We start from the raw sequence: 22,254 nt of genomic DNA, 5'->3' as shown, positions 1-22,254 counted from the left end.
GTAGTGTGCAAAAGGACGCCGTTGGCTATCGCAGCCCGCGGCGTTTTTTTATGGCCGCCTGCGGCGGTTCGCGAGCAGGCTCGCTCCCACAGGGTTCTGTTGCGTACTCAGAATTAATGTTCAACACAGTACCTGTGGGAGCTGGCTTGCCAGCGATGGCGGCCGACAAGACAACATCGAACCCGGCTCGTACAATGCCCGCTGCCCCGCAGGAGACTTTCATGACGCGTCCCGCCCCCGTCCGCAAACCCCGCGCCCGCAGTCAGGCGCGGATCGATTCGATTCTCGATGCCGCGCGTACGCTGCTGGCCGCCGAGGGCGTGGCGAGCCTGTCGATCTACAGCGTGGCTGAGCGGGCGCAGATTCCGCCCTCCTCCGTTTATCACTTCTTCGCCAGCGTACCGGCCTTGCTCGAAGCGTTGACCGCGGATGTGCACGCTGCCTTTCGCGCCTGCCTGCAAGCGCCGATTGATCATGAGGCCTTGCGCGACTGGCGCGATCTGTCACGACTGGTCGAACAGCGCATGCTCGAGATCTACGGCGAAGACGCTGCGGCACGCCAGTTGATTCTCGCCCAGCACGGGCTGACCGAAGTGACCCAGGCTGACCGCCAGCACGACCTGGAGCTGGGCGAGCTGATGAACAAACTGTTCGACCAGCATTTCGAGCTGCCGAGACTGCCGGACGATGTAGATGTGTTTGCCCTGGCGATGGAGCTGGGCGACCGGGTGTACGCGCGCTCGGTGCAACAGCACGGGCAGATCACCCCGCGCATGGCCGAGGAAGGGATGCGGGTGTTTGATGCCTATATCGGGTTGTACTTGCCGCCTTATCTGCCCAAAAGATCTCTAGTGCTCTGACTGGCCTCATCGCTGGCAAGCCAGCTCCCACAAGGGATTTATGACCGACAAATAACTCTGTGGGAGCTGGCTTGCCAGCGATGGCCGCGCCGCTGATTTCAAGGCAGGCACAAAAAACCCCGAAGGGCTCACACCCTTCGGGGTTGTTGTTTATTCACTGGCTTACAACTTGGCGATCGACACCTCAGTGGATTTCACAAAGGCAATCACTTCACTGCCCACCACCAGTTCCAGCTCTTTCACCGAGCGAGTGGTGATCACCGAAGTGACGATGCCCGAAGCGGTCTGCACGTCGATTTCCGACAGCACGTCGCCGAGGACGATTTCCTTGATCGAGCCTTTGAACTGGTTGCGCACGTTGATGGCTTTGATAGTCATGGCATTGATTCCTGTCGTTGATGAAACTGAGTTATTGCGCCCAACGCAATTGCGTAGGCAAGGGTGAAACAGGTTCCGGCGCCGGCGGTTCGCCGGGCAGAGACAGAACACGGTTGAGCACTTCGGTTTCCAGTGCGGCCAGGCGATGCGAGCCACGCGCGCGTGGGCGCGGCAGTTCGACGTGCAGGTCGAGGCCAACTTCGCCGTCTTCGATCAGAATCACCCGGTCGGCAATCGCCACCGCTTCGCTGACATCGTGGGTCACCAGCAGCACGGTGAAGCCGTGTTGCTGCCACAGGCGTTCGATCAGTTGCTGCATCTCGATGCGGGTCAGGGCGTCCAGCGCGCCGAGTGGTTCGTCGAGCAACAGCAGGCGCGGTTTATGAATCAGCGCCCGGGCCAGGGCGACACGCTGTTTCTGTCCGCCCGACAATGCGGCTGGCCACTCATTGGCGCGATCGGCCAGCCCCACGGCTTCGAGTGCTTCCAGCGCTTGCGCCCGCCAGTCGCCCTTGAGGCCAAGGCCGACGTTGTCGATGATCTTTTTCCACGGCAGCAGGCGCGCTTCCTGAAACATCAAGCGGGTGTCATCGCGCGCTTCGTTGAGCGGCGCGGAACCGGCGCGCAGGTCGCCGCCAGTCGGTTGATCGAGCCCGGCGAGCAAGCGCAGCAAGGTGCTTTTACCGCAACCGCTGCGCCCGACCACGGCAACGAATTGCCCCGCCGGAATGTGCAGATCGATATCGCGCAATACCTGCCGCGAGCCAAAGGTTTTCTGCAGGTTGCGCAGCGCCAGCGGAATCCCGCGCAGCAAGCGTGGCGGCTGTTGAGCAGTCATGCCGCACCTCCCTTGGCCGCTTGATAAGCCGGGTGCCAGCGCAACCACACGCGCTCAAGCCCACGGGCAGCGAGGTCAGCCAGTTTGCCCAGCACCGCGTAAAGCAGGATCGCCAGCACCACCACGTCGGTCTGCAAGAACTCGCGGGCGTTCATCGCCAGATAGCCAATGCCAGAGCTGGCCGAAATGGTTTCGGCGACGATCAGCGTCAGCCACATGAAGCCCAGGGCAAAGCGCACGCCAACCAGAATCGACGGCAACGCGCCTGGCAGAATCACCTGACGGAACAGGCCGAAACCGCTCAGGCCATAACTGCGCGCCATCTCCACCAGCGCCGGGTCGACGTTGCGGATGCCGTGATAGGTGTTGAGATAAATCGGGAACAACGTGCCCAGCGCCACGAGAAAAATTTTCGCCGACTCGTCGATGCCGAACCACAGGATTACCAGCGGAATCAGCGCCAGATGCGGCACGTTGCGGATCATTTGCACCGAGCTGTCGAGCAAGCGTTCGCCCCATTTCGACAGGCCAGTGATAAAGCCCAGCAACAGGCCGATGCTGCCGCCGATGGTGAAGCCGAGTGCCGCGCGCCAGCCGCTGATGGCCAGGTGCGTCCAGATTTCGCCGCTGCGCACCAGACTGACGCCGGCTTCGAGCACCGCCACCGGTGCCGGCAGAATCCGCGTCGACAACCAACCGGCCGACACCGACAACTGCCACACCGCCAGGAGCGACACCGGCAACGCCCAAGGCGCGAGGCTGTGGATAAATTTCTTCATGGCCGCGCCTCAGCTCTGCGATGCGGCTTTGGGCAGGATGTCGTTGGCAACCATCTCGCCGAACGGGCTGACGTAACCGGCGCTTTTCGGCAGTTCCGGGCGCTCGACGTCGAGGTGCGGAAACAGCAGCTCGGCGACGCGATAGGATTCTTCAAGGTGTGGATAACCGGAGAAGATGAACGTATCGATGCCCAGATCGGCGTATTCCTTGACCCGCGCCGCCACGGTGGGGCCATCGCCGACCAGCGCCGTGCCGGCACCGCCACGCACCAGACCGACGCCAGCCCACAGGTTCGGGCTGACTTCGAGGTTGTCGCGGCTACCGCCGTGCAGCGCGGCCATGCGTTGCTGGCCGACCGAATCGAAGCGTGCCAGCGAAGCCTGCGCACGTTGGATGGCGTCGTCGTCCAGATGCGAAATCAGCCGATCCGCTGCTTGCCAGGCTTCGGCATTGGTTTCACGGACGATCACATGCAGGCGAATGCCGAAGCGTACGGTGCGTCCGAGCTTGGCGGCTTTGGCCCGGACTTGTGCAATCTTCTCGGCCACCGCCGCTGGCGGCTCGCCCCAGGTCAGGACCATTTCTACTTGCTCGGCGGCCAGATCCTGCGCCGCTTCCGATGAGCCGCCGAAATACAGCGGCGGACGCGGTTGCTGGATCGGCGGATAGAGCAGCTTGGCGCCTTTCACACTGATGTGCTCGCCGTCGTAATCAACGGTTTCGCCTTCCAGCACGCGGCGCCAGATACGGGTGAATTCCACCGAGGCCTGATAGCGTTCTTCGTGGTTGAGGAACAGACCGTCACCGGCCAATTCTTCAGGGTCGCCGCCAGTCACCAGGTTGAACAGCGCACGGCCGCCGGACAAGCGATCCAGTGTTGCAGCCTGACGCGCCGCCACCGTCGGGGAAATGATCCCGGGGCGCAGGGCGACCAGAAACTTCAGGCGCTGGGTCACCGGAATCAGCGACGCCGCCACCAGCCACGAGTCTTCGCAGGAGCGCCCGGTAGGAATCAGCACACCGCCGAAACCGAGGCGATCCGCCGCTTGCGCGACTTGCTGCAAATAACCGTGGTCGACCGCGCGGGCGCCTTCGGCGGTGCCAAGGTAATGGCCGTCGCCGTGGGTAGGCAGGAACCAGAAAATATTGAGGCTCATGGAGTGGTCTCCTTGTGGATTCGAATTACTGCGCCTGAGAGCTTTGGGCCACAGCGGCCGGAGGCGTCCAGATCACGTCCTTGATGCTCAGCGGCTTGGGAATCAGCTTGAGCTGGAAGAACGTGTCGGCAATTTTCTGTTGCGCGGCGACCACTTTCGGGGTCAGGAACAGCGCGCCGTAGCCTTGGCGTTTCACCGAGGTCAGGGTGATGTCTGCCGGCAGACCGAGCAACGGCGCCACCTGTTGAGTGACGTCTTGCGGATTGGCTTTGGACCATTCGCCGACCACGCGCACTTCTTCGACGAGGGTCTTGATCACCTCGGGATGTTTCTGCGCGTAAGGTTCAGTGGCGAGATAGAACTGGTGGTTATCGACGATGCCTTTACCGTCACGCAGGGTATGCGCCTGCAGCTGTTGTTCGGCGGCAGCCTGATACGGATCCCAGATCACCCAGGCGTCGACACTGCCGCGCTCGAACGCCGCGCGGGCATCGGCCGGTGGCAGGAACACGGTTTGAATGTCGCTGTACTGGAGGCCGGCGTCTTCCAGCGCACGCACCAACAGGTAGTGGACGTTGGAGCCTTTGTTCAGCGCGATTTTCTTGCCTTTGAGATCGGCCACCGACTTGATCGGCGAGTCTTTCGGCACAAGGATCGCTTCACTGTTCGGCGCTGGCGGTTCGTAAGCCACGTAGAGCAGATCGGCGCCAGCGGCCTGGGCGAACACGGGTGGGGTTTCGCCGGTCACGCCAAAGTCGATCGAGCCAACGTTAAGGCCTTCGAGCAGTTGCGGGCCGCCGGGAAATTCAGTCCATTGCACGTCGACGCCTTGGGCGGCGAGACGTTTTTCCAGCGTGCCTTTGGCCTTGAGCAGCACCAGCGTGCCGTACTTCTGATAACCGATCCGCAAGGTCTCGGCTTGAGCTTGAGTCATGGCGCCGATGGACACAGCCGCAGCAAACAGAGCGACCAGACCACGACGCAAAAATACAGGGCGCATGGCGCTCTCCTTTTTGCTGTTGGGTTGTGGCTGCACCTGCTTGCCCGTTGGCGGGCGAGTAAGGCCAGTACTTCAATTTCGATGAGGCTTAAATGCTCCAGCGAGCACTCAACAAACGTTCGTTCAACAGGCCCGGCTCCAGCGGTTTCGGCCGCCGCGCCATGGCCCCGACAAACTGCTCCAGCGCTTCATGCAGGCGCAATTCCAGGGTCGGCGCCAGTTGCGCATCGGCACTGCCTTCGCCGTAAGCGATCTGGCTGTCCTCGGCAAAAATCCCCTGGAGCATTTCCTGGGCTTTCAACGCCGAGAGCACTGGCTTGAGGGCGTAATCGACGACCAGCATGTGGGCGATGCTGCCGCCGGTGGCCATCGGCAAGACGACCTTGTGGCTCAGCGCACGTTCCGGCAGCAGATCGAGCAGGGTTTTCAGTGCGCCGGAAAACGAAGCCTTGTATACCGGCGTAGCGATCAGCAGGCCGTCGGCGTTTTCGATCTGTTGCAACAGGTCGAGGACTTTCGGGCTGTCGAAGCGCGCGTGGAGCAAATCCTCGGCCGGGAAGTCCCGCACCCGATAACTCACCACTTCCACTCCGTGCTGTTGCAACCAGCGTTGCGAGCGCTCCAGCAGCACCCCGGAGCGGGAGCGCAGGCTGGGGCTGCCACCCAGTGAGACGACCAGCATTGCGACGATTCCTTAAACGTTAGCGGCGATTCGCAGGTTGCGATCTCGCTTCAATGGAATGACCTTACCAGTAGATTTATATATCCATAAATCATATTTATTCATTTGGTTATGCGTTTTAGAGATATATCAAAAACCTTTATTCGGGCGAAAAAAAAGGCCGTCGAAACGGCCTGAATTCCCCTGCTCTGTGGTTCCGTGGTGACTGGACTATCGCCATCGCGAGCAGGCTCACTCCTACAGGGGATCGCATTCCAAACGTAGGAGTGAGCCTGCTCGCGATGGCACCAGCGGCTACACCGCGGAAATCATTTGTTCGGCTGTGGCGTCAGGCGCAGGTACGGCTTCACTGCGCGATAGCCTTTGGGGAAGCGCTGCTTGATCTCGTCCTCATCCTTGAGCGAAGGCACGATCACCACTTCTTCACCGTCCTGCCAGTTGGCCGGGGTGGCCACCTTGTAGTTGTCGGTGAGCTGCAGCGAGTCGATCACCCGCAGGATCTCGTGGAAGTTACGCCCGGTGCTCGCTGGATAAGTAATGGTCAGGCGAATCTTCTTGTTCGGATCGATGACGAACAGCGAGCGCACGGTCAGGGTGTCACTGGCGTTCGGATGGATCAGGTCGTAGAGGTCGGAAACCTTGCGATCGGCATCGGCCAGGATCGGAAAATTGACCACGGTGTTTTGGGTTTCGTTGATGTCTTCGATCCACTTGTGGTGCGAATCCACCGGGTCGACCGACAGCGCAATGGCTTTGACGCCGCGCTGGCTGAATTCATCCTGGAGCTTGGCGGTGAAGCCCAGTTCGGTGGTGCACACCGGGGTGAAGTCCGCTGGATGAGAGAACAGCACGCCCCAGCTATCGCCCAGCCATTCGTGGAAACGAATCTTGCCGGCGCTGGAATCCTGTTCGAAATCGGGGGCGATGTCGCCAAGTCTGAGGCTCATGATGCGGCTCCTGTTGGAGTTGTTGGAGACCTCAACTGTAGCTCGGGATTTGCCATGATGAAAAAGAATAAATAACGAGATATTTATATCTTTAGTGAATATTAAACTTCTGTTCACTGGACGCTCGGCGCCATCGCGACGAACATCGGTTCCAAGGTTCGAGAAGGCCTTGAGTTGCAGTAAAGAGGGAAATTCGGGACAGGCTTACGGGGGTGGGCCTGACTCGAAAACGCAAAAGCCCCGTCCGGCGCGATGCCGGACGGGGCTTTTTTTACGTCTGCGAATCGAACCGCGCTATTACAAGAGCGGGATCGAGTAGCTGACGATCAGGCGGTTTTCGTCCTGCGAACGGGTGTTCGGCAGGTCGGTGCGCCATACAGCGTTTTTCCACATCAGGCCGACGTTCTTGAACGGGCCTTCCGGCACGACGTAACCGATGGTGAAGTCGCGTTCCCACTCGGAACGGTTCGAAGCGCTTTCGCGACCGTTGCTGCCAACGGTGTCGATGCTGTCGCCCTTCAGGTAAACCACACCGGCGGTCAGGCCAGGTACGCCAACCTTGGCGAAATCGTAGGAGTAGCGAGCTTGCCAGGTTTTCTCACCGGCACGGCCGAACTTCTGGATCTGCATGTCGGTGATGGTGTAGTTCGACGAACCGTCGCCCTGGTTCAGCCAAGGGAAGTCGCTGCTACCGTTGGAAACCTGATAGCCGCCGCCGAAGGTGTGGCCGGCAACGGTATACAGGAACAGGCCGCTGTACAGGTTGTTGTCGACTTCGCCACGACCGTTACGGAAACCGGTGTAGTTACCCGAGCTGTAGTAAGCCGAATCGGTGCCGTTCTTGCCGTCGTCGGAGCTGTTGAAGTAACGCAGGTCAGACTTCAACACGCCCGGGCCGATCGACCAGTTGTGTACCAGACCCAGGAAGTGCTGCTTGTAGAAGTCTTCCAGGTTGCCGTAGTAGTACTGGGCAGTCAGGTCTTTGGTGATCTTGTAGTCACCACCGGCGTAGATGAACTTGTTGCTGTCACGGAACGCCGTGCCACGGGAGTTGGCGCCGCCGATCGAGAGGTTTTCGTTGTTGCTGGAGTTACGACCTTTTACCGCTTCGATCTGACCGCCGACCAGGGTCAGGTCCTTGATCTCGCCGGAAGTGATCTGGCCGCCCTGCCAGGTTTGCGGCAGCAGACGACCGTCGTTGGTCACGATGACCGGCAGTTTTGGCTGCAGGGTGCCCAGCTTCAGTTCAGTCTGGGAAATCTTGGCTTTGGCAGTCAGGCCCAGGCTGGAGAAGTTGTCCACGGCTTTGCCGTTGGACTCGCTCGGGAACACGGTGCCGCCGTAAGCGGTGCCGCTGTTGCCGTTGGTGCCGCCGCCCGAATCCAGACGGATGCCCAGCAGGCCAATGGCGTCAAGGCCGAAACCGACGGTGCCCTGGGTGTAACCGGAGATGAAACGCAGATCGAAGCCTTGGCCCCACTCTTCGTTCTTGTTGGCGCCAGCGCCATCACGGTTGTCAGTGTTGATGTAGAAGTTACGCAGCCCCAGAGTTGCCTTGCTGTCTTCGATAAAACCGGCGGCGCCTGCCTGCTGCGCCATAACCCCAACGGCCACAGCCAGGGCCAAGGTGGACTTGTTCATGTATCGCTCCTCTCGTTCTAATTCTTGTGTTCCTGGTTCGGGGTCGATTTGCCCTGAATCCTAAGATGCGCGATTAGCGCCAGACCGTGACTGCCAAGTCAATCGTAACCTTGTGTGTCTACGACCATCGTCTAATCGCTGTGATTGGGTCCGTGCACAGTAAAGACTTCCTGATAAAGCCAAAAAGAATTTATTCATTCTTTTTAATACCATTCGGGTATATGGCCGATTAATGGCCATCCGCGCCGGGAAACAGCGTATCGGCGCCTAAGCTCATTCCTAAATGGTATTTGTTGACCTTTTTTTAGATCGATTAGCTTTGCCGTACTCCCACCTACGTCAAACCCTATCGAAAAGGCGACGCATCATGGCGAAACGCGCACTATCAAGTCAATTTGTTACAGTTTGTGTGTCGGCACTGTTTTCTTTTTCCACACATGCCGCTGGTCTGACCGTGGGTTATCAGACGGGCATCGACCCGAGCAAAGTGCCCCAGGCGGACGGCGTCTATGAAGAGGTCATCGGCGAAAAGATCGACTGGCGGCGCTTCAATAGCGGCCCGGAAGTTGTGACAGCCATTGCTTCAGGTGATGTGCAGATCGGCAATCTCGGTTCGAGCCCGCTGGCAGCAGCGGCGTCGCGCAATCTGCCGATCGTGGCGTTTATCGTGTCGGCGCAGATCAATGCCGCCGAAGCCTTGGTGGTGCGCAATGGTAGTGGCATTGATAAGCCGCAGGATCTGATCGGCAAGACCATCGCCACACCGTTCGTGTCCACTTCTCACTACAGCTTGCTCGGGGCACTGAAGCACTGGGGCCTGACGACCTCGCAAGTCAAAGTGGTCAATCTGCAACCGGCGGAGATTGCCGCCGCGTGGAAGCGTGGCGACATCGACGGGGCGTTTGTCTGGTCGCCGGCGCTGGGTGAAATCCGCAAGACCGGCAAGACGTTGACCGATGCCGCGCAGGTCGGCCAGTGGGGCGCGCCGACCTTTGAAGTGTGGGTGGCGCGCAAGGATTTTGCCGAGAAGCACCCGGACGTCGTGGCGAAATTCGCCAAGGTCACGCTGGACTCGTTCGCCGATTACGCCGCGCACAAAGACAGTTGGACGGCCGACTCGGTGCCGGTACAGAAAATCGCCAAACTGACCGGTGCCAATGCCGCCGATGTACCGGAACTGCTCGCTGGCTCGACATTCCCGGATGCCCAAGCGCAGCAGACCCCTGCGCTGCTGGACGGCGGCACGGCGAAGGCGATCGGCGAGACAGCGAAGTTCCTCAAGGAACAGGGCAAGGTCGAAACGGTGCTGACGGATTATTCGCCGTATGTCAGTGCGAAGTTCATCGCGCACTAAAAAGCTTCGCGAGCAGGCTCGCTCCCACATCGGTTCCGCGAATTGATCGTTCCCACGCTCTGCGTGGGGATGCAGCCCGGGACGCTCCGCGTCCCATCAAAAGCCGAACGCGGAGCGTCCGTTGAGGCATTCCCACGCAGAGCGTGGGAACGATCGATGGGGAAGTTACAGGGTCTTTTCGAAGATCTTCGAATTGCGCTGGTAGTTGTACAGCGAAGCCCGCGCCGCTGGCAGGCGCTCGATGCTGCTCGGTTCGAAACCGCGCTCGCGGAACCAGTGCGCAGTCCGCGTGGTGAGCACGAACAAGGTTTTCAAACCCTGCGCCCGCGCGCGGGTTTCGATGCGCTCAAGCAATTCATCACCGCGGCCGCCATGGCGATACTCCGGATTTACTGCCAGGCAAGCCAGCTCGCCGGCGTCGGAATCGGCAATCTGATACAGCGCCGCGCAGGCGATGATCATGCCTTCACGTTCGACCACGCTGAACTGCTCGATCTCGCGCTCCAGCACTTCGCGTGAACGGCGCACCAGAATGCCCTGCTCTTCCAGCGGGCTGATCAAGTCGAGCAAGCCGCCGACATCTTCAATCGCCGCCTCGCGCACCAGTTCGAATTGCTCCTGCGCGACCAGCGTACCGCCGCCGTCACGGGTGAACAGTTCGGTCAGCAGCGCGCCGTCTTCGGCGTAGCTGACGATATGGCTGCGCGCCACGCCGCCACGGCAGGCTTCAGCGGCGGCATCGAGCAGTTCCGCCTGATAGTTGCTGCTGCCCAGACGCTGCAAGTGCGCCGGGACTTGTTGCGGACGCAGCTCTCGCACCAGTTTGCCGTTCTCGTCGATCAGACCGAGGTCGGCGCCAAACAGCAGCAGTTTGTCCGCGCCCAGATCGATGGCGGCGCGGGTGGCGACGTCTTCGCAGGCGAGGTTGAAGATTTCACCGGTCGGCGAATAGCCCAGCGGCGACAGCAGCACGATCGAGCGCTCGTCGAGCAGGCGGTTGATGCCCTTGCGATCGACCCGGCGCACTTCGCCGGTGTGGTGATAATCAACGCCTTCGAGCACGCCGATCGGCCGCGCGGTAACGAGGTTGCCGCTGGCCACGCGCAGGCGTGAGCCCTGCATGGGCGAGGAAGCCATGTCCATCGACAGCCGCGCTTCGATGGCGATGCGCAACTGGCCGACCGCATCGATTACACACTCCAGCGTCGCCGCGTCGGTGATGCGCATGCCGTGATGGTAATGCGGGGTCAGGCCGCGCGCGGCGAGGCGGGTTTCGATCTGTGGGCGCGAGCCATGCACCAGCACCAGGCGCACGCCGAGGCTGTGCAACAGGACCAGGTCATGGACGATGTTGCCGAAATTCGGATGCTCCACGCCGTCGCCGGGCAGCATGACGACGAAGGTGCAATCGCGGTGAGCATTGATGTAAGGGGACGCGTGACGAAGCCAATTAACGTATTCGGGCATGAACCTGGGCCTGTAATAAAGAGCAGCCGAAAAAAGGGGCGAAACGAAAAAACGCACAGCGGGCTGATGGTTATCGTCGGAACAGGCTTGGCGACACGCGCGCTCTCCTCATGAATACGGGTTGGGGTGTTGGCAATTTACAGTCTTTGTGCGGATAAAACACAGTCCCCTTGTGGGAGCGAGCCTGCTCGCGATAGCGGAGTGTCAGTCAATATCTCCGGGAATGTCTCACCGCTATCGCGAGCAGGCTCACTCCTACAAAGGGTCACTTGAAATCCTGTGACGTTGGGGCACTTGTCAGGCAGTAATGTTCAATCAACTGCCGCAATAGCTGCACGGTAGGCTGCAAACGTGACATTTCAAGGTATTCGCCGGGCTGGTGGGCACAGGCGATGTCGCCGGGGCCGAGCACGACGGTTTCGCAGCCGAGGCGCTGAAGATAAGGCGCTTCGGTGCCGAACGCCACTGCTCCGGCGCGATGGCCGGTGAGCTTTTCGGCAATGCGCACCAATTCTGCATCTTCGCTCTGCTCGAACGGTGGCACTTCCGGGAACAGCGGTTTGTAGTCGATCCTCACCTGATGCCGCTCGGCCACCGGGTTGAGCTTGCGCAGGATTTCCGCGCGCAGGACCTTCGGGTCCATGCCCGGCAGCGGGCGCAGGTCGAATTCCAGCGAACACTGGCCGCAAATACGATTGGGATTATCGCCGCCGTGGATGCAGCCGAAATTCAGGGTCGGCTGCGGCACGCTGAATTGCGGGTTGTTGAATTCGCGCTGCCACAACAGGCGCAGGCCGCGCAGCTCACCGATTGCATCGTGCATGGCTTCGAGGGCGCTGTGACCCAGGCGCGGGTCCGACGAGTGCCCGCTCTGCCCGAGAATGTCGATGCGCTCCATCATGATGCCTTTGTGCATGCGGATCGGCTTGAGCCCGGTCGGCTCGCCGATCACCGCCGCCCGGCCCAGCGGTTGCCCGGCCTCGGCCAACGCGCGGGCGCCGGACATCGAGCTTTCTTCATCGCAGGTGGCGAGGATCAGCAGCGGTTGCCTGAACGGCTGATCGAGCAGTGGCTGCACCGCCTCGATGATCAGCGCGAAGAAGCCTTTCATGTCGCAGCTGCCGAGACCGACCCAGCGGCCATCGACTTCGGTGAGTTTCAGCGGATCGGTCTGCCACAACGCGTCGTCATACGGCACCGTGTCGCTATGCCCGGCCAGCACCAGCCCGCCGGGGCCGCTGCCGATGCTGGCGAGCAGATTGAATTTGCCCGGGCTGATTTGCTGGATATCGCAGCTGAAGCCTAGGTCACCCAGCCAACCCGCCAGCAGATCGATAACGGCGCGGTTGGATTGATCGAGGCTGGGTTGGGTACAGCTGACCGATGGCGCGGCAATCAGCGCAGCGAACTGGTCTTGCATGGATGGCAAAGGCATCGCTGACTCCAACTCCCGGATTGAGGTCCATCATAGAACCATCCGGCGCTCGGAATAAACCGCCGCAGGGCGTAGGAAGTTTGACTCCTGTACACTGCACGGCCTTGGCAGCCACACATTCCCCCGGCTGCGCTCCCGATACTCTGGATTTTCCGGCCATGCAGAAAGAAACCGAAATCAAACTCCGCGTCAGCCGCGAAACCCTCGCCGCGCTGCGCGAGCACCCGCTCCTGAAGAAACGCAACAAAAGTGGCTGGGAACGCCGTGAGTTGATGAACCAGTACTTCGACACCCCGGAGCGCGATCTGGCCCAGGCCAAGGTCGCCCTGCGGCTGCGCAAGGATGGCGACGAGGTCATCCAGACCCTGAAGACACGCGGCCAGAGCGTCGCCGGTCTGTCCGAACGTAACGAGTACGACTGGAAACTGCCGAAAGCCAAGCTCGATGTGAAGAAACTCGACGGCGAATGCTGGCCCGAGTCGCTGGCCGAGCTGGACAAGAAAACCCTCAAGCCGATCTTCACCACCGACTTCGTCCGCGAGCGCGCCGAAATCGCCTGGGGCCGTGGCAAGACCAAAGTGGTCATCGAAGCCGCACTGGACCTCGGTCACGTCGTGGTCGGCAAGCAGAAAGAAGAAATCTGCGAGCTGGAACTGGAACTGCGCGAAGGCGAGCCTGCCGCGCTGCTGGAACTCGCAGCTGAGCTGGCCGAAACCCTGGCGTTGATGCCGTGCGACATCAGCAAGGCCGAGCGCGGTTACCGTCTGTACGACGCCAACAGCTATTCCCTGAGCCTGCCGGCGCCGCAACTGACCCCGGAAACCCAACTCGACGACGCCTTCGCCGCGCTGAGCTGGCACTTGCTCGGCAGCAGCCAGCGTCTGGCCGAGCAGTATCGTTTCAACGGCCACTGGCGCCTGCTGCAGGACTGGGTCGAGAACCTCGCAGAAATGCGCGCCCTGCTCAGCAGCCTCGGCCAGGCCGCGCCGCGTCAGTCGACCCACGACCTGCGTGTGGCACTGGATGCATTGCTCGAAGACTGGCGCCCGCTGGTGCAGGTCGGCATCGAAGACGAAGATGTGCGCAAAGCCGCGCCGGAGCAGTTCCTCGAAGAACTCGAAGATCCGCGCTGGGGCCTGTTCTCGCTGAGCACTTCGCGCTGGTTGCTGGCCCGCACCTGGACCGCCGACCGCAACGTGCGTGGCAACCGTCAGGGCGGCGCGCAGCTGCACAGCTGGTTGCCGCGCCTGCTCGGCGAAGAAGCCACGGCCCTGCAACTGCAGCGCTATCAGCAGCAGCCGGAAGACCTTGCTGAACAACTGCCGCGCATCGAGCGCATTCAGGTCTGGCTGCACCACGCGCGCAACGTGCTGGAGATCTCGGAAATGGATCGCCTCTACGGCGAGCTGAACAAGTTGGCGCAACTGGCCAACGAGCCGACCATCACCGACGAACTTCTCGACGCGCGCAAGCAACAGGCGATTGCGGTTTACCAGAATCGCGCGTGGAAAATGCTCCTGCGCATGTAATACCGCCATCGCCAGCAGGCTGGTAGTGGATTGATCGTTCCCACGCTCCGCGTGGGAATGCAGCCCGGGACGCTCCGCGTCCCAAAGCGGACGCAGAGCGTCCGTTGAGGCATTCCCACGCGGGAGCGTGGGAACGATCAGGGTAGAACCGGCAGGCTGGTAGTGGATTTGATTTCCGACAACGCCACTATCGAATTCACTTCCTGAATCCCCGGCACCAGCGACAGCTTTTCAAAGAAAAACCGCTCATACGCCTCAATGTCCGCGGCGACAATGCGCAACAGAAAATCCACCGCGCCCATCAGCACATAACATTCCAGCACTTCCGGGAAGCCGCGAATCGCCTCGGTGAATTCGGTGAAGTTCGAACGCCCGTGGGCGTTGAGTTTGATCTCGGCAAAAATCTGCGTGTTCAGGCCGATCTTCTTGCGGTCGAGCAAGGTCACCTGCCCCCGAATGATGCCCTCCTCCTTCATCCGCTGAATCCGCCGCCAGCACGGCGATTGCGACAGCCCGACCTGCTCGGCGATCTGTGCGCTGGACAGTGACGCATCCTCTTGCAGCAGGGCGAGTATCTTGCGGTCGTAGGCGTCCAGCTCGCTGTGCATAGAAAAACCTCAGAAGCTAAATAATACGAATTGATTGCGTCGATCAATCGCCAATATCACCGATCTTAGCCAAGAAATACCCGGCAGCGAATGTAAAACTTTCTTCAGTGATCTGGAGACTTGCCATGCCGCACCTTGAAGCCGTAAACAACGCCCCGACCCGCGCCGACGTCTGGAACGTCAGCAATGCCCATTGCCTGGCGCAGTATCAGATTCTTGCCGAGGCCGAGCCGGATCTGCTGGTGCGGGTGCTGAACCTGTTCGCCTTGCAGTTTCTTACGCCCGAGCAGGTCAACGTGCAGCGCATGGATGATCTGCTGTCGATCGATCTGGTCATGGGCGGCCTGAGCTGGCACCGCGCACAAGTGATCGCGGAAAAACTTCGTAACCTGATCAGCGTCTGCTCGGTCAACCTGCAGACCGCCGACAGCGCTTGGGATGCTCCGGCACAGGCAGCCGGCTGACAAATCCGGCAACGGCTTCGTCGGGTAGTGGCCCAACGGTCAGCAGGGCCACGGCTATTCTTTTGCGCAATGTCGCTTGAAAAGGAAGCCCGCATGTCCGTTCAACTCGCTCTTCAGGACCGCTGGCTGGACCTCAATGAAGTCCTGCGCGAGCTGGTCGCGCAAGGCTTCATCTGCCAGGACGCCGCCGAGCAGGCGTTGAATGCGCGTCGCCGTCACGCGGCGCACGCGCAGAAGCATCCGCTGGAATTCATTGCCAGCCAGCAACTCGACGACCTCAGCCGCCCGGGTAAGCACCTGGATCTGGAAAGCCTGACCCTGTGGCTGGCGCAACAGGCTGGCCAGCCCTACCTGCGCATCGATCCGCTGAAAATCAACGTCGCCGCGATCACGCCGTTGATGTCCTACGCCTTCGCCCAGCGGCACAAGATTCTCGCCGTGGCCGTGGACCGCGACTCGGTGACGGTCGCCAGCGCTCAGCCGTACGTCACCGGTTGGGAGGCCGACCTGACCCATGTGCTGAAGTTGCCGATCAAGCGGGTGGTAGCCAACCCGGCGGACATCCAGCGTTTCAGCGTCGAGTTCTTTCGGCTGGCGAAATCGGTCAGCGGCGCCAGCAATGCCGATGCACAGGGCGGCAACCTCGGCAACTTCGAACAACTGCTCAACCTCGGCGCCAGCGATCAGGAACCGGACGCCAACGATGCGCACATCGTCAACATCGTCGACTGGCTGTTCCAGTACGCCTTTCAGCAGCGCGCCAGCGATATCCACATCGAACCGCGCCGCGAGCAAGGCACCGTGCGTTTTCGCATCGACGGCGTGTTGCACAACGTCTATCAATTCCCGCCGCAGGTGACCATGGCGATTGTCAGTCGCCTGAAAAGCCTCGGCCGCATGAACGTTGCGGAAAAGCGCAAGCCCCAGGACGGCCGGGTCAAGACCAAGACCCCGGACGGCGGCGAGGTGGAGCTGCGCCTGTCGACGCTGCCCACGGCGTTCGGCGAGAAAATGGTCATGCGCATCTTCGACCCGGAAGTGCTGCTCAAGGATTTCGATCAACTGGGCTTCAGCGCCGACGACCTGCGCCGCTGGCAGGATATGACCCGCCAGCCCAACGGCATCATTCTGGTCACCGGGCCGACCGGTTCGGGCAAGACCACCACGCTGTACACCACGTTGAAAAAACTGGCGACCCCGGAGGTCAACCTCTGCACCATCGAAGACCCGATCGAGATGGTCGAGCCGGCCTTCAACCAGATGCAGGTACAGCACAACATCGAGCTGAGTTTTGCCGCCGGCGTGCGCGCATTGATGCGACAAGACCCGGACATCATCATGATCGGCGAGATCCGCGACCTCGAAACCGCGGAAATGGCGATTCAGGCTGCGCTCACCGGGCACTTGGTGCTGTCGACCCTGCACACCAACGACGCGCCGAGCGCGATCAGCCGTCTGCTCGAACTCGGCGTGCCGCATTACCTGATCAAGGCCACGGTGCTCGGGGTCATGGCCCAGCGTCTGGTGCGCACCCTGTGCCCGCACTGCAAGGCGCCGCAGACACTGGACGAGGACGACTGGCAGACACTGACCCGCCCCTGGCAGGCGCCGTTGCCGGGTCATGCGCAACGGGCGATCGGCTGCGTCGAATGCCGCGATACCGGCTATCGCGGCCGCGCCGGGGTTTACGAAATCATGCAATTGAGCGACAGCCTCAAGGCGTTCATTACCCCGGACACCGACCTCACGGCGATCCGCCGTCAGGCCTTCAAGGAAGGCATGCGCAGCCTGCGCCTGTCCGGCGCGCAGAAAGTCGCGGCGGGGCTGACCACGGTTGAGGAAGTGTTGCGGGTGACACCGCAAAGCGAGCAGAGATAATCCGCCACGGAACCGGATCCGGGAACGACGATCCAACGCCGTAGTTAATCCCCCAGGAGTCACCTCATCATGCGTCTCAAACTTGCTGTCGCCACCATGGCCCTGTTGTCCCTTCCCGTCGGTTCGGCCATGGCGGACAGCTTTTGGCGTAACGTCATCTCGTCCGGCGCCACCACCGGCTCCACTTATCTGACCTTCAAGGATCACAAGCTGATCGTTGCCGCCCAGGACGACGCCGGCAGCTTCGTTGCCAGCGACGGCGGTATTCGTGGCCCGTACCTGGAAGCAGCAATGCAGAAAGTCCGCGCCGACAATCCGGGCCTGCAAGCGTCGGACATGGACTTGGCGAACGCGATCCTCGCGAAGAATGCCGTGGCTTCTGAGTAAGCCTTTCGCGTATGAAAATGCCGCTCGATTGAGCGGCATTTTTTTGCTCGAATTTCCCAACCGCCACCGCCTCCTGTAGGCCTTCGCCTGCTCGCGATAGCGGTCTGCCAGTCAGCCTTTTCAGAGACTGATACACCGCTATCGCGAGCAGGCTCACCCCTACAAGGGACCGGTGTGAATCAGCGGTAATCATCCACCGGGACACAGGCGCAATACAGATTGCGATCGCCGTAAACGTTATCCACCCGATTCACCGCCGGCCAATATTTGTGCAACCGGGTGTGGGCATCCGGGGTAATCGCCCGATCGATGCTGTAGGGCCGTTCCCAGGCGCCGGTGACATCGGCCAGGGTATGCGGCGCGCGTTTGAGCGGGTTGTCTTCCGCCGGCCAGTTACCGTTCTGTACTTCGTTGATCTCGGCGCGGATGCTCAGCATGGCGCCAATAAAGCGGTCCAGTTCGGCCTTGGATTCGCTCTCGGTCGGCTCGACCATCAACGTGCCCGGCACCGGAAAGGACATGGTCGGGGCGTGGAAACCGTAATCCATCAGGCGCTTGGCCACGTCTTCTTCGCTGATGCCGGTCTGCGCTTTCAGCGGGCGTAGATCAAGAATGCACTCATGCGCCACCCGCCCGTTACGCCCGGTGTACAGCACCGGGAACGCGCCGGATAAATGCTGCGCCAGATAGTTCGCCGCCAGAATTGCCACTTCACTGGCATCGGCCAGTTGCGGGCCCATCATGGCGATGTACATCCAGCTGATCGGCAAAATGCTCGCACTGCCCCAAGGCGCGGCGCTGACGGCGCCGTTCTGCGCCAGCGGCCCGTCGATCGGCACCACCGGATGGTTGGCCACGAACGGCGCCAGGTGCGCGCGAATACCAATCGGCCCCATGCCCGGCCCGCCACCACCGTGCGGGATGCAGAAGGTCTTGTGCAGATTCATGTGCGAGACATCGGCACCGATGTCCGCCGGCCGCGCCAGGCCGACCTGCGCATTGAGGTTGGCACCGTCCATGTACACCTGGCCGCCATGCTGATGGATTACTTGGCAGATCTCGCTGATGCCCTCTTCGTACACCCCGTGGGTCGACGGATAGGTCGCCATCAGACACGACAGTTTGTTTCCCGCTTCAGCGGCTTTGGCTTTCAGATCATCGAGGTCGACGTTGCCGGCCTCGTCGCATTCGACGATGACCACGCGCATGCCGGCCATCTGCGCCGACGCCGGATTGGTGCCATGGGCTGACGCCGGAATCAGGCAGATGTCGCGCGCGCCCTGCTGGCGACTCTCGTGATATTTGCGGATCGCCAGCAACCCGGCGTATTCACCCTGCGCGCCGGAATTGGGCTGCATGCAGATCGCATCGAAGCCGGTGATCGCGCACAGCCAACGCTCCAGCTCTTCGATCATCAACGTATAACCCAGCGCCTGCTCGCGCGGTACGAATGGGTGCAGGTTGGCGAACTGCGGCCAGGTGATCGGGATCATTTCGCTGGTGGCGTTGAGTTTCATCGTGCAGGAGCCCAGCGGGATCATCGACTGGTTGAGTGCCAGATCCTTGTTTTCCAGTTGCTTGAGATAGCGCAGCATCTCGGTTTCGCTGTGATGGGCGTTGAACACCGGATGACGCAGGTACGGCGTGGTGCGTTGCAGGTCGTCGGGAATTCCCGAGGCGATGGCTTCGCCATCCAGCGCGTCGACGTCCAAGCCATGATCGGCGCCGAGCAGCACATCGAACAGCCGCGCCACGGTGCTTTCATCGCAGGTTTCGTCGAGACTCAGGCCGAGGTGGCCACGGCCCAGAATGCGCAGATTGATCTGCGCGGCCCTGGCGCTTTCGATGATCGCGGTCTGTGCCCCGCCGACGTCGAGCGTCAGCGTGTCGAAGAACTGCGCGTTGACCCGCTTGATCCCATGGCGCTCAAGCCCTGCGGCGAGAAGGCAGGTCAGCCGATGCACACGCTGGGCGATTCGCCGCAGACCTTCCGGGCCGTGATACACCGCATAGAAACTGGCGATGTTGGCCAGCAGCACCTGCGCGGTGCAGATGTTCGAATTGGCTTTTTCGCGGCGGATATGTTGTTCGCGGGTTTGCAGGGCCATGCGCAACGCGACGTTGCCCCGGGCATCTTTCGACACGCCGATGATCCGCCCCGGGATCGCTCGTTTGTATTCTTCGCGACTGGCGAAAAACGCCGCGTGCGGGCCGCCATAACCCATCGGCACGCCAAATCGCTGGGACGAACCGAACACCACGTCCGCGCCCAGTTCGCCCGGCGGCGTCAGCAGCAACAGGCTCAACAGATCGGTGGCGACGCAGGCCAGCGCTTGCTGCGCATGCAAGTGGTCGATCAATGGCCGCAGATCGCGAATCTCGCCATGGCTGTCGGGGTACTGCAGCAGCGCGCCGAACGCTTCGTGTTGTTTCAAGTTATCCACAGCGTCGACGATCAGTTCGAAGCCGAAACCTTCCGCGCGGGTCTGCACCACGGAAAGGGTTTGCGGATGGCAGTTTTCATCGACGAAAAACACGTTGCTCTTCGATTTCGCGACGCGCTTGGCCAGCGCCATGGCCTCAGCCGCCGCCGTGGCTTCATCGAGCAGCGAGGCGTTGGCCAGTTCGAGGCCGGTGAGGTCAATGGTCAGTTGTTGGAAATTCAACAGCGCTTCGAGCCGGCCCTGCGCGATCTCCGGTTGGTACGGCGTGTACGCAGTGTACCAGCCGGGATTTTCCAGCACGTTACGCAGGATCACCGTCGGCGTCAGGGTGCCGTGATAGCCCATACCGATGAGGCTGGTCCAGAGCTGATTCTGCTCAGCATAACCGCGCAGTTTCGCCAACGCCGCCGGTTCATCGAGGGCCGCTGGCAACTCCAGCGCACGGTTGAAGCGAATGGCCGGCGGCACGGTCTGCTCGATCAGTTCGACCCGACTGCCGAGGCCGAGGCTGTCGAGCATCGCCTGCTGCTCAGCGGCATCCGGGCCAAGGTGACGGCGGGCAAAGGCATCGGGATCGCATAACTGGCGCAGGGACGGCAACTGGGACATGACGGGCTCTCCTGGCGGGTGCTGGGCGTCAAGGCGACACGGTCAAACCAGCATAGCAGTCTGTGTGACAAGCTATTTTCAAGTGCTCCGCATAACCCCTGTAGGAGTGAGCCTGCTCGCGATAGCGGTGTGTCAGTCAGTATAAGGCGTCTGAAAGAACGCTATCGCGAGCAGGCTCACTCCTACAGGGGATTTGTCGCGGGCATAAAAAAGCCCCGACGAATCGGGGCTTTGGGTATGGCTGACGACTTACTCGCCGATGGCAGCCTTGTACGCGCCAGCATCCAGCAGCTTGTCCAGCTCGGCCTTGTCGCTTGGCTTGAGCTTGAAGATCCACGCGCCATATGGGTCGGAGTTGAGCAGCTCGGGCGAGCCGCCCAGCTCTTCGTTGATCGCGATGACTTCACCGCTGACCGGGGCGTAGATGTCGGAAGCGGCTTTCACCGACTCGACCACGCCGGACTGATCGCCCGCAGCGAACACCTTGCCCACTTCGGTCAGTTCAACGAACACCACATCACCCAGCGCTTCCTGCGCGTGATCGCTGATGCCTACGGTGACGGTGCCGTCGGCTTCCAGACGCGCCCATTCGTGACTTTCGGCAAAACGCAGTTCGGCAGGGATATCGCTCATCTTCAGTGTCCTCAGAAATTGGTCAGCGGTCGGTCCGCCGGAAAAAGGTTAGATCAAAGTCTTGCCATGGCGCACGAAGGTCGGTCTCACCACTCGCACCGGGTACCACTTGCCACGGATTTCCACTTCGGCGCGGTCGGCAGTTGCCATCGGTACACGCGCCAGGGCAATCGATTTGCTTAACGTAGGAGAGAAACTACCACTGGTGATCTCTCCTTCGCCAACATCAGCGATACGAACCACCTGATGAGCACGCAAAACACCGCGTTCTTCCAGTACCAGGCCGACCAGTTTGTGCGCCACCCCGGCGGTTTTTTCCGCGTCCAGCGCCGCACGACCGATGAACTGGCGCGAGGCCGGTTCCCAGGCGATGCTCCACGCCATGTTCGAGGCCAGTGGCGAAACGTCCTGATGAATGTCTTGCCCGTAGAGGTTCATTCCGGCCTCGACCCGCAAGGTGTCGCGGGCGCCGAGGCCGATCGGGGAAATTCCGGCGCCGACCAGATCGTTGAAGAAGCCCGGCGCCTGATCGGCCGGCAGGCAGATTTCCAGGCCATCCTCGCCGGTATAACCGGTGCGAGCGATAAACCAGTCGCCGTCGCAATAGCCTTCGAAGGGTTTGAGCTGCTGGATCAGGGTTGCGCGGGACTGCGTCACCAGCTCGGCAATCTTGTGCCGGGCCTGCGGGCCCTGGATGGCGAGCATCGCCAGCTCGCTGCGTTCGTGCAGCTGCACGTCGTAACCTCCCAGTTGCGCGTTCATCCACGCCAGATCCTGATCGCGGGTGGAGGCGTTGAACACCAGCCGGTACGCGTCGTCGAGGCGGTAAACGATCATGTCATCGACGATGCCGCCACGCTCATTGAGCATGGTGCTGTACAACGCCCGGCCGGGGCGGTGCAGGCGGTCGACGTCGTTGGCCAGCAAATGCTGGAGCCAGGCCCTGGCCTGGGCGCCGCTGACATCGATCACGGTCATGTGGGAAACATCGAACACCCCGCAATCGCGGCGCACTTCGTGGTGCTCCTCGACCTGCGAGCCGTAATGCAGTGGCATGTCCCAACCGCCAAAATCGACCATCTTCGCGCCGAGGGCGAGGTGCAGGTCATACAGAGGCGTACGCTGTCCCATGGGTTTCTCCTTCCGGGCGTGGCGAGGGTGCG

At 61.2% G+C, this 22,254-nt stretch carries 20 protein-coding genes; 6 read left to right on the top strand and 14 right to left on the bottom strand.

Going from position 1 to position 22,254, the window contains the following annotated elements; genetic code table 11:
* Positions 1-221 precede the first annotated feature (221 nt).
* Positions 222-860: a TetR/AcrR family transcriptional regulator gene (locus tag J3P75_RS01730; RefSeq protein WP_434709113.1), complete on the top strand. Its 639-nt coding sequence runs from the start codon at positions 222-224 to the stop codon at positions 858-860.
* 162 nt (positions 861-1,022) lie between these two features.
* Here the strand turns inward: J3P75_RS01730 and J3P75_RS01725 are convergent, their stop codons facing one another.
* The 8 genes from J3P75_RS01725 to J3P75_RS01690 form a co-directional block, all read right to left on the bottom strand.
* A complete protein-coding gene (locus tag J3P75_RS01725; protein ID WP_003229256.1) occupies positions 1,023-1,238 on the bottom strand; it encodes a TOBE domain-containing protein in 216 nt (71 codons plus the stop codon).
* 31 nt (positions 1,239-1,269) lie between these two features.
* Positions 1,270-2,076 carry an aliphatic sulfonates ABC transporter ATP-binding protein gene (gene ssuB, locus J3P75_RS01720; protein WP_434709112.1) on the bottom strand — a complete coding sequence of 269 codons (807 nt, stop codon included), beginning with the start codon at positions 2,074-2,076 and terminating at the stop codon, positions 1,270-1,272.
* On the bottom strand, positions 2,073-2,855 hold the full coding sequence (gene ssuC, locus J3P75_RS01715; protein WP_434709111.1) for an aliphatic sulfonate ABC transporter permease SsuC: 783 nt from the start codon (positions 2,853-2,855) through the stop codon (positions 2,073-2,075). Before ssuC ends, ssuB begins: the two co-directional genes overlap by 4 nt.
* Positions 2,856-2,864: 9 nt before the next feature.
* A complete protein-coding gene (gene ssuD, locus J3P75_RS01710) occupies positions 2,865-4,013 on the bottom strand; it encodes an FMNH2-dependent alkanesulfonate monooxygenase (RefSeq protein ID WP_434709109.1) in 1,149 nt (382 codons plus the stop codon).
* A gap of 25 nt (positions 4,014-4,038) precedes the next feature.
* A complete protein-coding gene (locus tag J3P75_RS01705; protein WP_434709108.1) occupies positions 4,039-5,013 on the bottom strand; it encodes a sulfonate ABC transporter substrate-binding protein in 975 nt (324 codons plus the stop codon).
* Between the two features lie 88 nt (positions 5,014-5,101).
* Positions 5,102-5,695, bottom strand: a complete 594-nt coding sequence (gene ssuE / locus J3P75_RS01700; RefSeq protein ID WP_332764355.1) for an NADPH-dependent FMN reductase — start codon at positions 5,693-5,695, stop codon at positions 5,102-5,104.
* 308 nt (positions 5,696-6,003) lie between these two features.
* The gene (locus J3P75_RS01695) at positions 6,004-6,642 is read right to left on the bottom strand and encodes a peroxiredoxin (RefSeq protein ID WP_434709107.1); all 639 of its coding nucleotides are present in this window, start codon (positions 6,640-6,642) and stop codon (positions 6,004-6,006) included.
* Between the two features lie 297 nt (positions 6,643-6,939).
* Positions 6,940-8,283, bottom strand: coding sequence for an OprD family porin (locus J3P75_RS01690; protein WP_203419917.1), 1,344 nt, complete (start codon positions 8,281-8,283; stop codon positions 6,940-6,942).
* A 364-nt stretch (positions 8,284-8,647) separates the two neighbouring features.
* Between J3P75_RS01690 and tauA the strand changes: the two genes are divergently transcribed.
* Complete coding sequence (gene tauA / locus J3P75_RS01685) at positions 8,648-9,637, top strand: taurine ABC transporter substrate-binding protein (RefSeq protein WP_434711194.1); 990 nt, start codon at positions 8,648-8,650, stop codon at positions 9,635-9,637.
* A gap of 165 nt (positions 9,638-9,802) precedes the next feature.
* On the opposite strand, the gene argA is transcribed toward tauA, so the two are convergent.
* Together argA and argE are read right to left on the bottom strand one after the other, a co-directional pair.
* Entirely contained in the window at positions 9,803-11,104 is a 1,302-nt protein-coding gene (gene argA, locus J3P75_RS01680; protein ID WP_434709106.1) for an amino-acid N-acetyltransferase, read from the bottom strand.
* A 265-nt stretch (positions 11,105-11,369) separates the two neighbouring features.
* Positions 11,370-12,539: an acetylornithine deacetylase gene (argE, locus tag J3P75_RS01675; protein ID WP_434709105.1), complete on the bottom strand. Its 1,170-nt coding sequence runs from the start codon at positions 12,537-12,539 to the stop codon at positions 11,370-11,372.
* A 158-nt stretch (positions 12,540-12,697) separates the two neighbouring features.
* Here argE and J3P75_RS01670 point away from each other — a divergent pair, with 158 nt between their 5' ends.
* Positions 12,698-14,068, top strand: a complete 1,371-nt coding sequence (locus J3P75_RS01670; protein WP_434709104.1) for an inorganic triphosphatase — start codon at positions 12,698-12,700, stop codon at positions 14,066-14,068.
* Positions 14,069-14,205: 137 nt separating this feature from the next.
* On the opposite strand, the gene J3P75_RS01665 is transcribed toward J3P75_RS01670, so the two are convergent.
* On the bottom strand, positions 14,206-14,676 hold the full coding sequence (locus tag J3P75_RS01665; RefSeq protein ID WP_258451226.1) for an Lrp/AsnC family transcriptional regulator: 471 nt from the start codon (positions 14,674-14,676) through the stop codon (positions 14,206-14,208).
* A gap of 125 nt (positions 14,677-14,801) precedes the next feature.
* Between J3P75_RS01665 and J3P75_RS01660 the strand changes: the two genes are divergently transcribed.
* The 3 genes from J3P75_RS01660 (at position 14,802) to J3P75_RS01650 (ending at position 17,405) form a co-directional block, all read left to right on the top strand.
* Entirely contained in the window at positions 14,802-15,140 is a 339-nt protein-coding gene (locus J3P75_RS01660; protein WP_434709103.1) for a hypothetical protein, read from the top strand.
* A gap of 93 nt (positions 15,141-15,233) precedes the next feature.
* A complete protein-coding gene (locus tag J3P75_RS01655) occupies positions 15,234-17,018 on the top strand; it encodes a GspE/PulE family protein (RefSeq protein WP_394504352.1) in 1,785 nt (594 codons plus the stop codon).
* A 66-nt stretch (positions 17,019-17,084) separates the two neighbouring features.
* A complete protein-coding gene (locus tag J3P75_RS01650; protein ID WP_172833309.1) occupies positions 17,085-17,405 on the top strand; it encodes a DUF2388 domain-containing protein in 321 nt (106 codons plus the stop codon).
* Between the two features lie 179 nt (positions 17,406-17,584).
* Here the strand turns inward: J3P75_RS01650 and gcvP are convergent, their stop codons facing one another.
* The 3 genes from gcvP to gcvT form a co-directional block, all read right to left on the bottom strand.
* Complete coding sequence (gene gcvP / locus J3P75_RS01645) at positions 17,585-20,458, bottom strand: aminomethyl-transferring glycine dehydrogenase (RefSeq protein WP_434709102.1); 2,874 nt, start codon at positions 20,456-20,458, stop codon at positions 17,585-17,587.
* A gap of 249 nt (positions 20,459-20,707) precedes the next feature.
* Entirely contained in the window at positions 20,708-21,091 is a 384-nt protein-coding gene (gene gcvH / locus J3P75_RS01640; protein WP_186630647.1) for a glycine cleavage system protein GcvH, read from the bottom strand.
* Between the two features lie 48 nt (positions 21,092-21,139).
* Positions 21,140-22,222, bottom strand: coding sequence for a glycine cleavage system aminomethyltransferase GcvT (gcvT, locus tag J3P75_RS01635; protein WP_434709101.1), 1,083 nt, complete (start codon positions 22,220-22,222; stop codon positions 21,140-21,142).
* Positions 22,223-22,254: the final 32 nt, after the last annotated feature.

The sequence above is a fragment of the Pseudomonas sp. R1-1 genome, assembly GCF_051132135.1.
GTDB lineage: Bacteria > Pseudomonadota > Gammaproteobacteria > Pseudomonadales > Pseudomonadaceae > Aquipseudomonas.
The sequence above is the reverse complement of the archived record's forward strand: the minus strand, read 5'-3'. Positions and strand labels throughout refer to the sequence as shown.

Excerpts from the sequence above, each read along its gene's own strand:
- ssuB (WP_434709112.1), bottom strand. The coding sequence starts at position 2,076 with ATGACTGCTCAACAGCCGCCACGCTTGCTGCGCGGGATTCCGCTGGCG.
- gcvT (WP_434709101.1), bottom strand. The coding sequence starts at position 22,222 with ATGGGACAGCGTACGCCTCTGTATGACCTGCACCTCGCCCTCGGCGCG.
- gcvP (WP_434709102.1), bottom strand. The coding sequence starts at position 20,458 with ATGTCCCAGTTGCCGTCCCTGCGCCAGTTATGCGATCCCGATGCCTTT.
- ssuD (WP_434709109.1), bottom strand. The coding sequence starts at position 4,013 with ATGAGCCTCAATATTTTCTGGTTCCTGCCTACCCACGGCGACGGCCAT.
- argE (WP_434709105.1), bottom strand. The coding sequence starts at position 12,539 with ATGCCTTTGCCATCCATGCAAGACCAGTTCGCTGCGCTGATTGCCGCG.
- J3P75_RS01665 (WP_258451226.1), bottom strand. The coding sequence starts at position 14,676 with ATGCACAGCGAGCTGGACGCCTACGACCGCAAGATACTCGCCCTGCTG.
- J3P75_RS01705 (WP_434709108.1), bottom strand. The coding sequence starts at position 5,013 with ATGCGCCCTGTATTTTTGCGTCGTGGTCTGGTCGCTCTGTTTGCTGCG.
- J3P75_RS01695 (WP_434709107.1), bottom strand. The coding sequence starts at position 6,642 with ATGAGCCTCAGACTTGGCGACATCGCCCCCGATTTCGAACAGGATTCC.
- J3P75_RS01660 (WP_434709103.1), top strand. The coding sequence starts at position 14,802 with ATGCCGCACCTTGAAGCCGTAAACAACGCCCCGACCCGCGCCGACGTC.
- J3P75_RS01670 (WP_434709104.1), top strand. The coding sequence starts at position 12,698 with ATGCAGAAAGAAACCGAAATCAAACTCCGCGTCAGCCGCGAAACCCTC.
- argA (WP_434709106.1), bottom strand. The coding sequence starts at position 11,104 with ATGCCCGAATACGTTAATTGGCTTCGTCACGCGTCCCCTTACATCAAT.
- ssuE (WP_332764355.1), bottom strand. The coding sequence starts at position 5,695 with ATGCTGGTCGTCTCACTGGGTGGCAGCCCCAGCCTGCGCTCCCGCTCC.
- J3P75_RS01730 (WP_434709113.1), top strand. The coding sequence starts at position 222 with ATGACGCGTCCCGCCCCCGTCCGCAAACCCCGCGCCCGCAGTCAGGCG.
- J3P75_RS01655 (WP_394504352.1), top strand. The coding sequence starts at position 15,234 with ATGTCCGTTCAACTCGCTCTTCAGGACCGCTGGCTGGACCTCAATGAA.
- J3P75_RS01725 (WP_003229256.1), bottom strand. The coding sequence starts at position 1,238 with ATGACTATCAAAGCCATCAACGTGCGCAACCAGTTCAAAGGCTCGATC.
- J3P75_RS01690 (WP_203419917.1), bottom strand. The coding sequence starts at position 8,283 with ATGAACAAGTCCACCTTGGCCCTGGCTGTGGCCGTTGGGGTTATGGCG.
- ssuC (WP_434709111.1), bottom strand. The coding sequence starts at position 2,855 with ATGAAGAAATTTATCCACAGCCTCGCGCCTTGGGCGTTGCCGGTGTCG.
- gcvH (WP_186630647.1), bottom strand. The coding sequence starts at position 21,091 with ATGAGCGATATCCCTGCCGAACTGCGTTTTGCCGAAAGTCACGAATGG.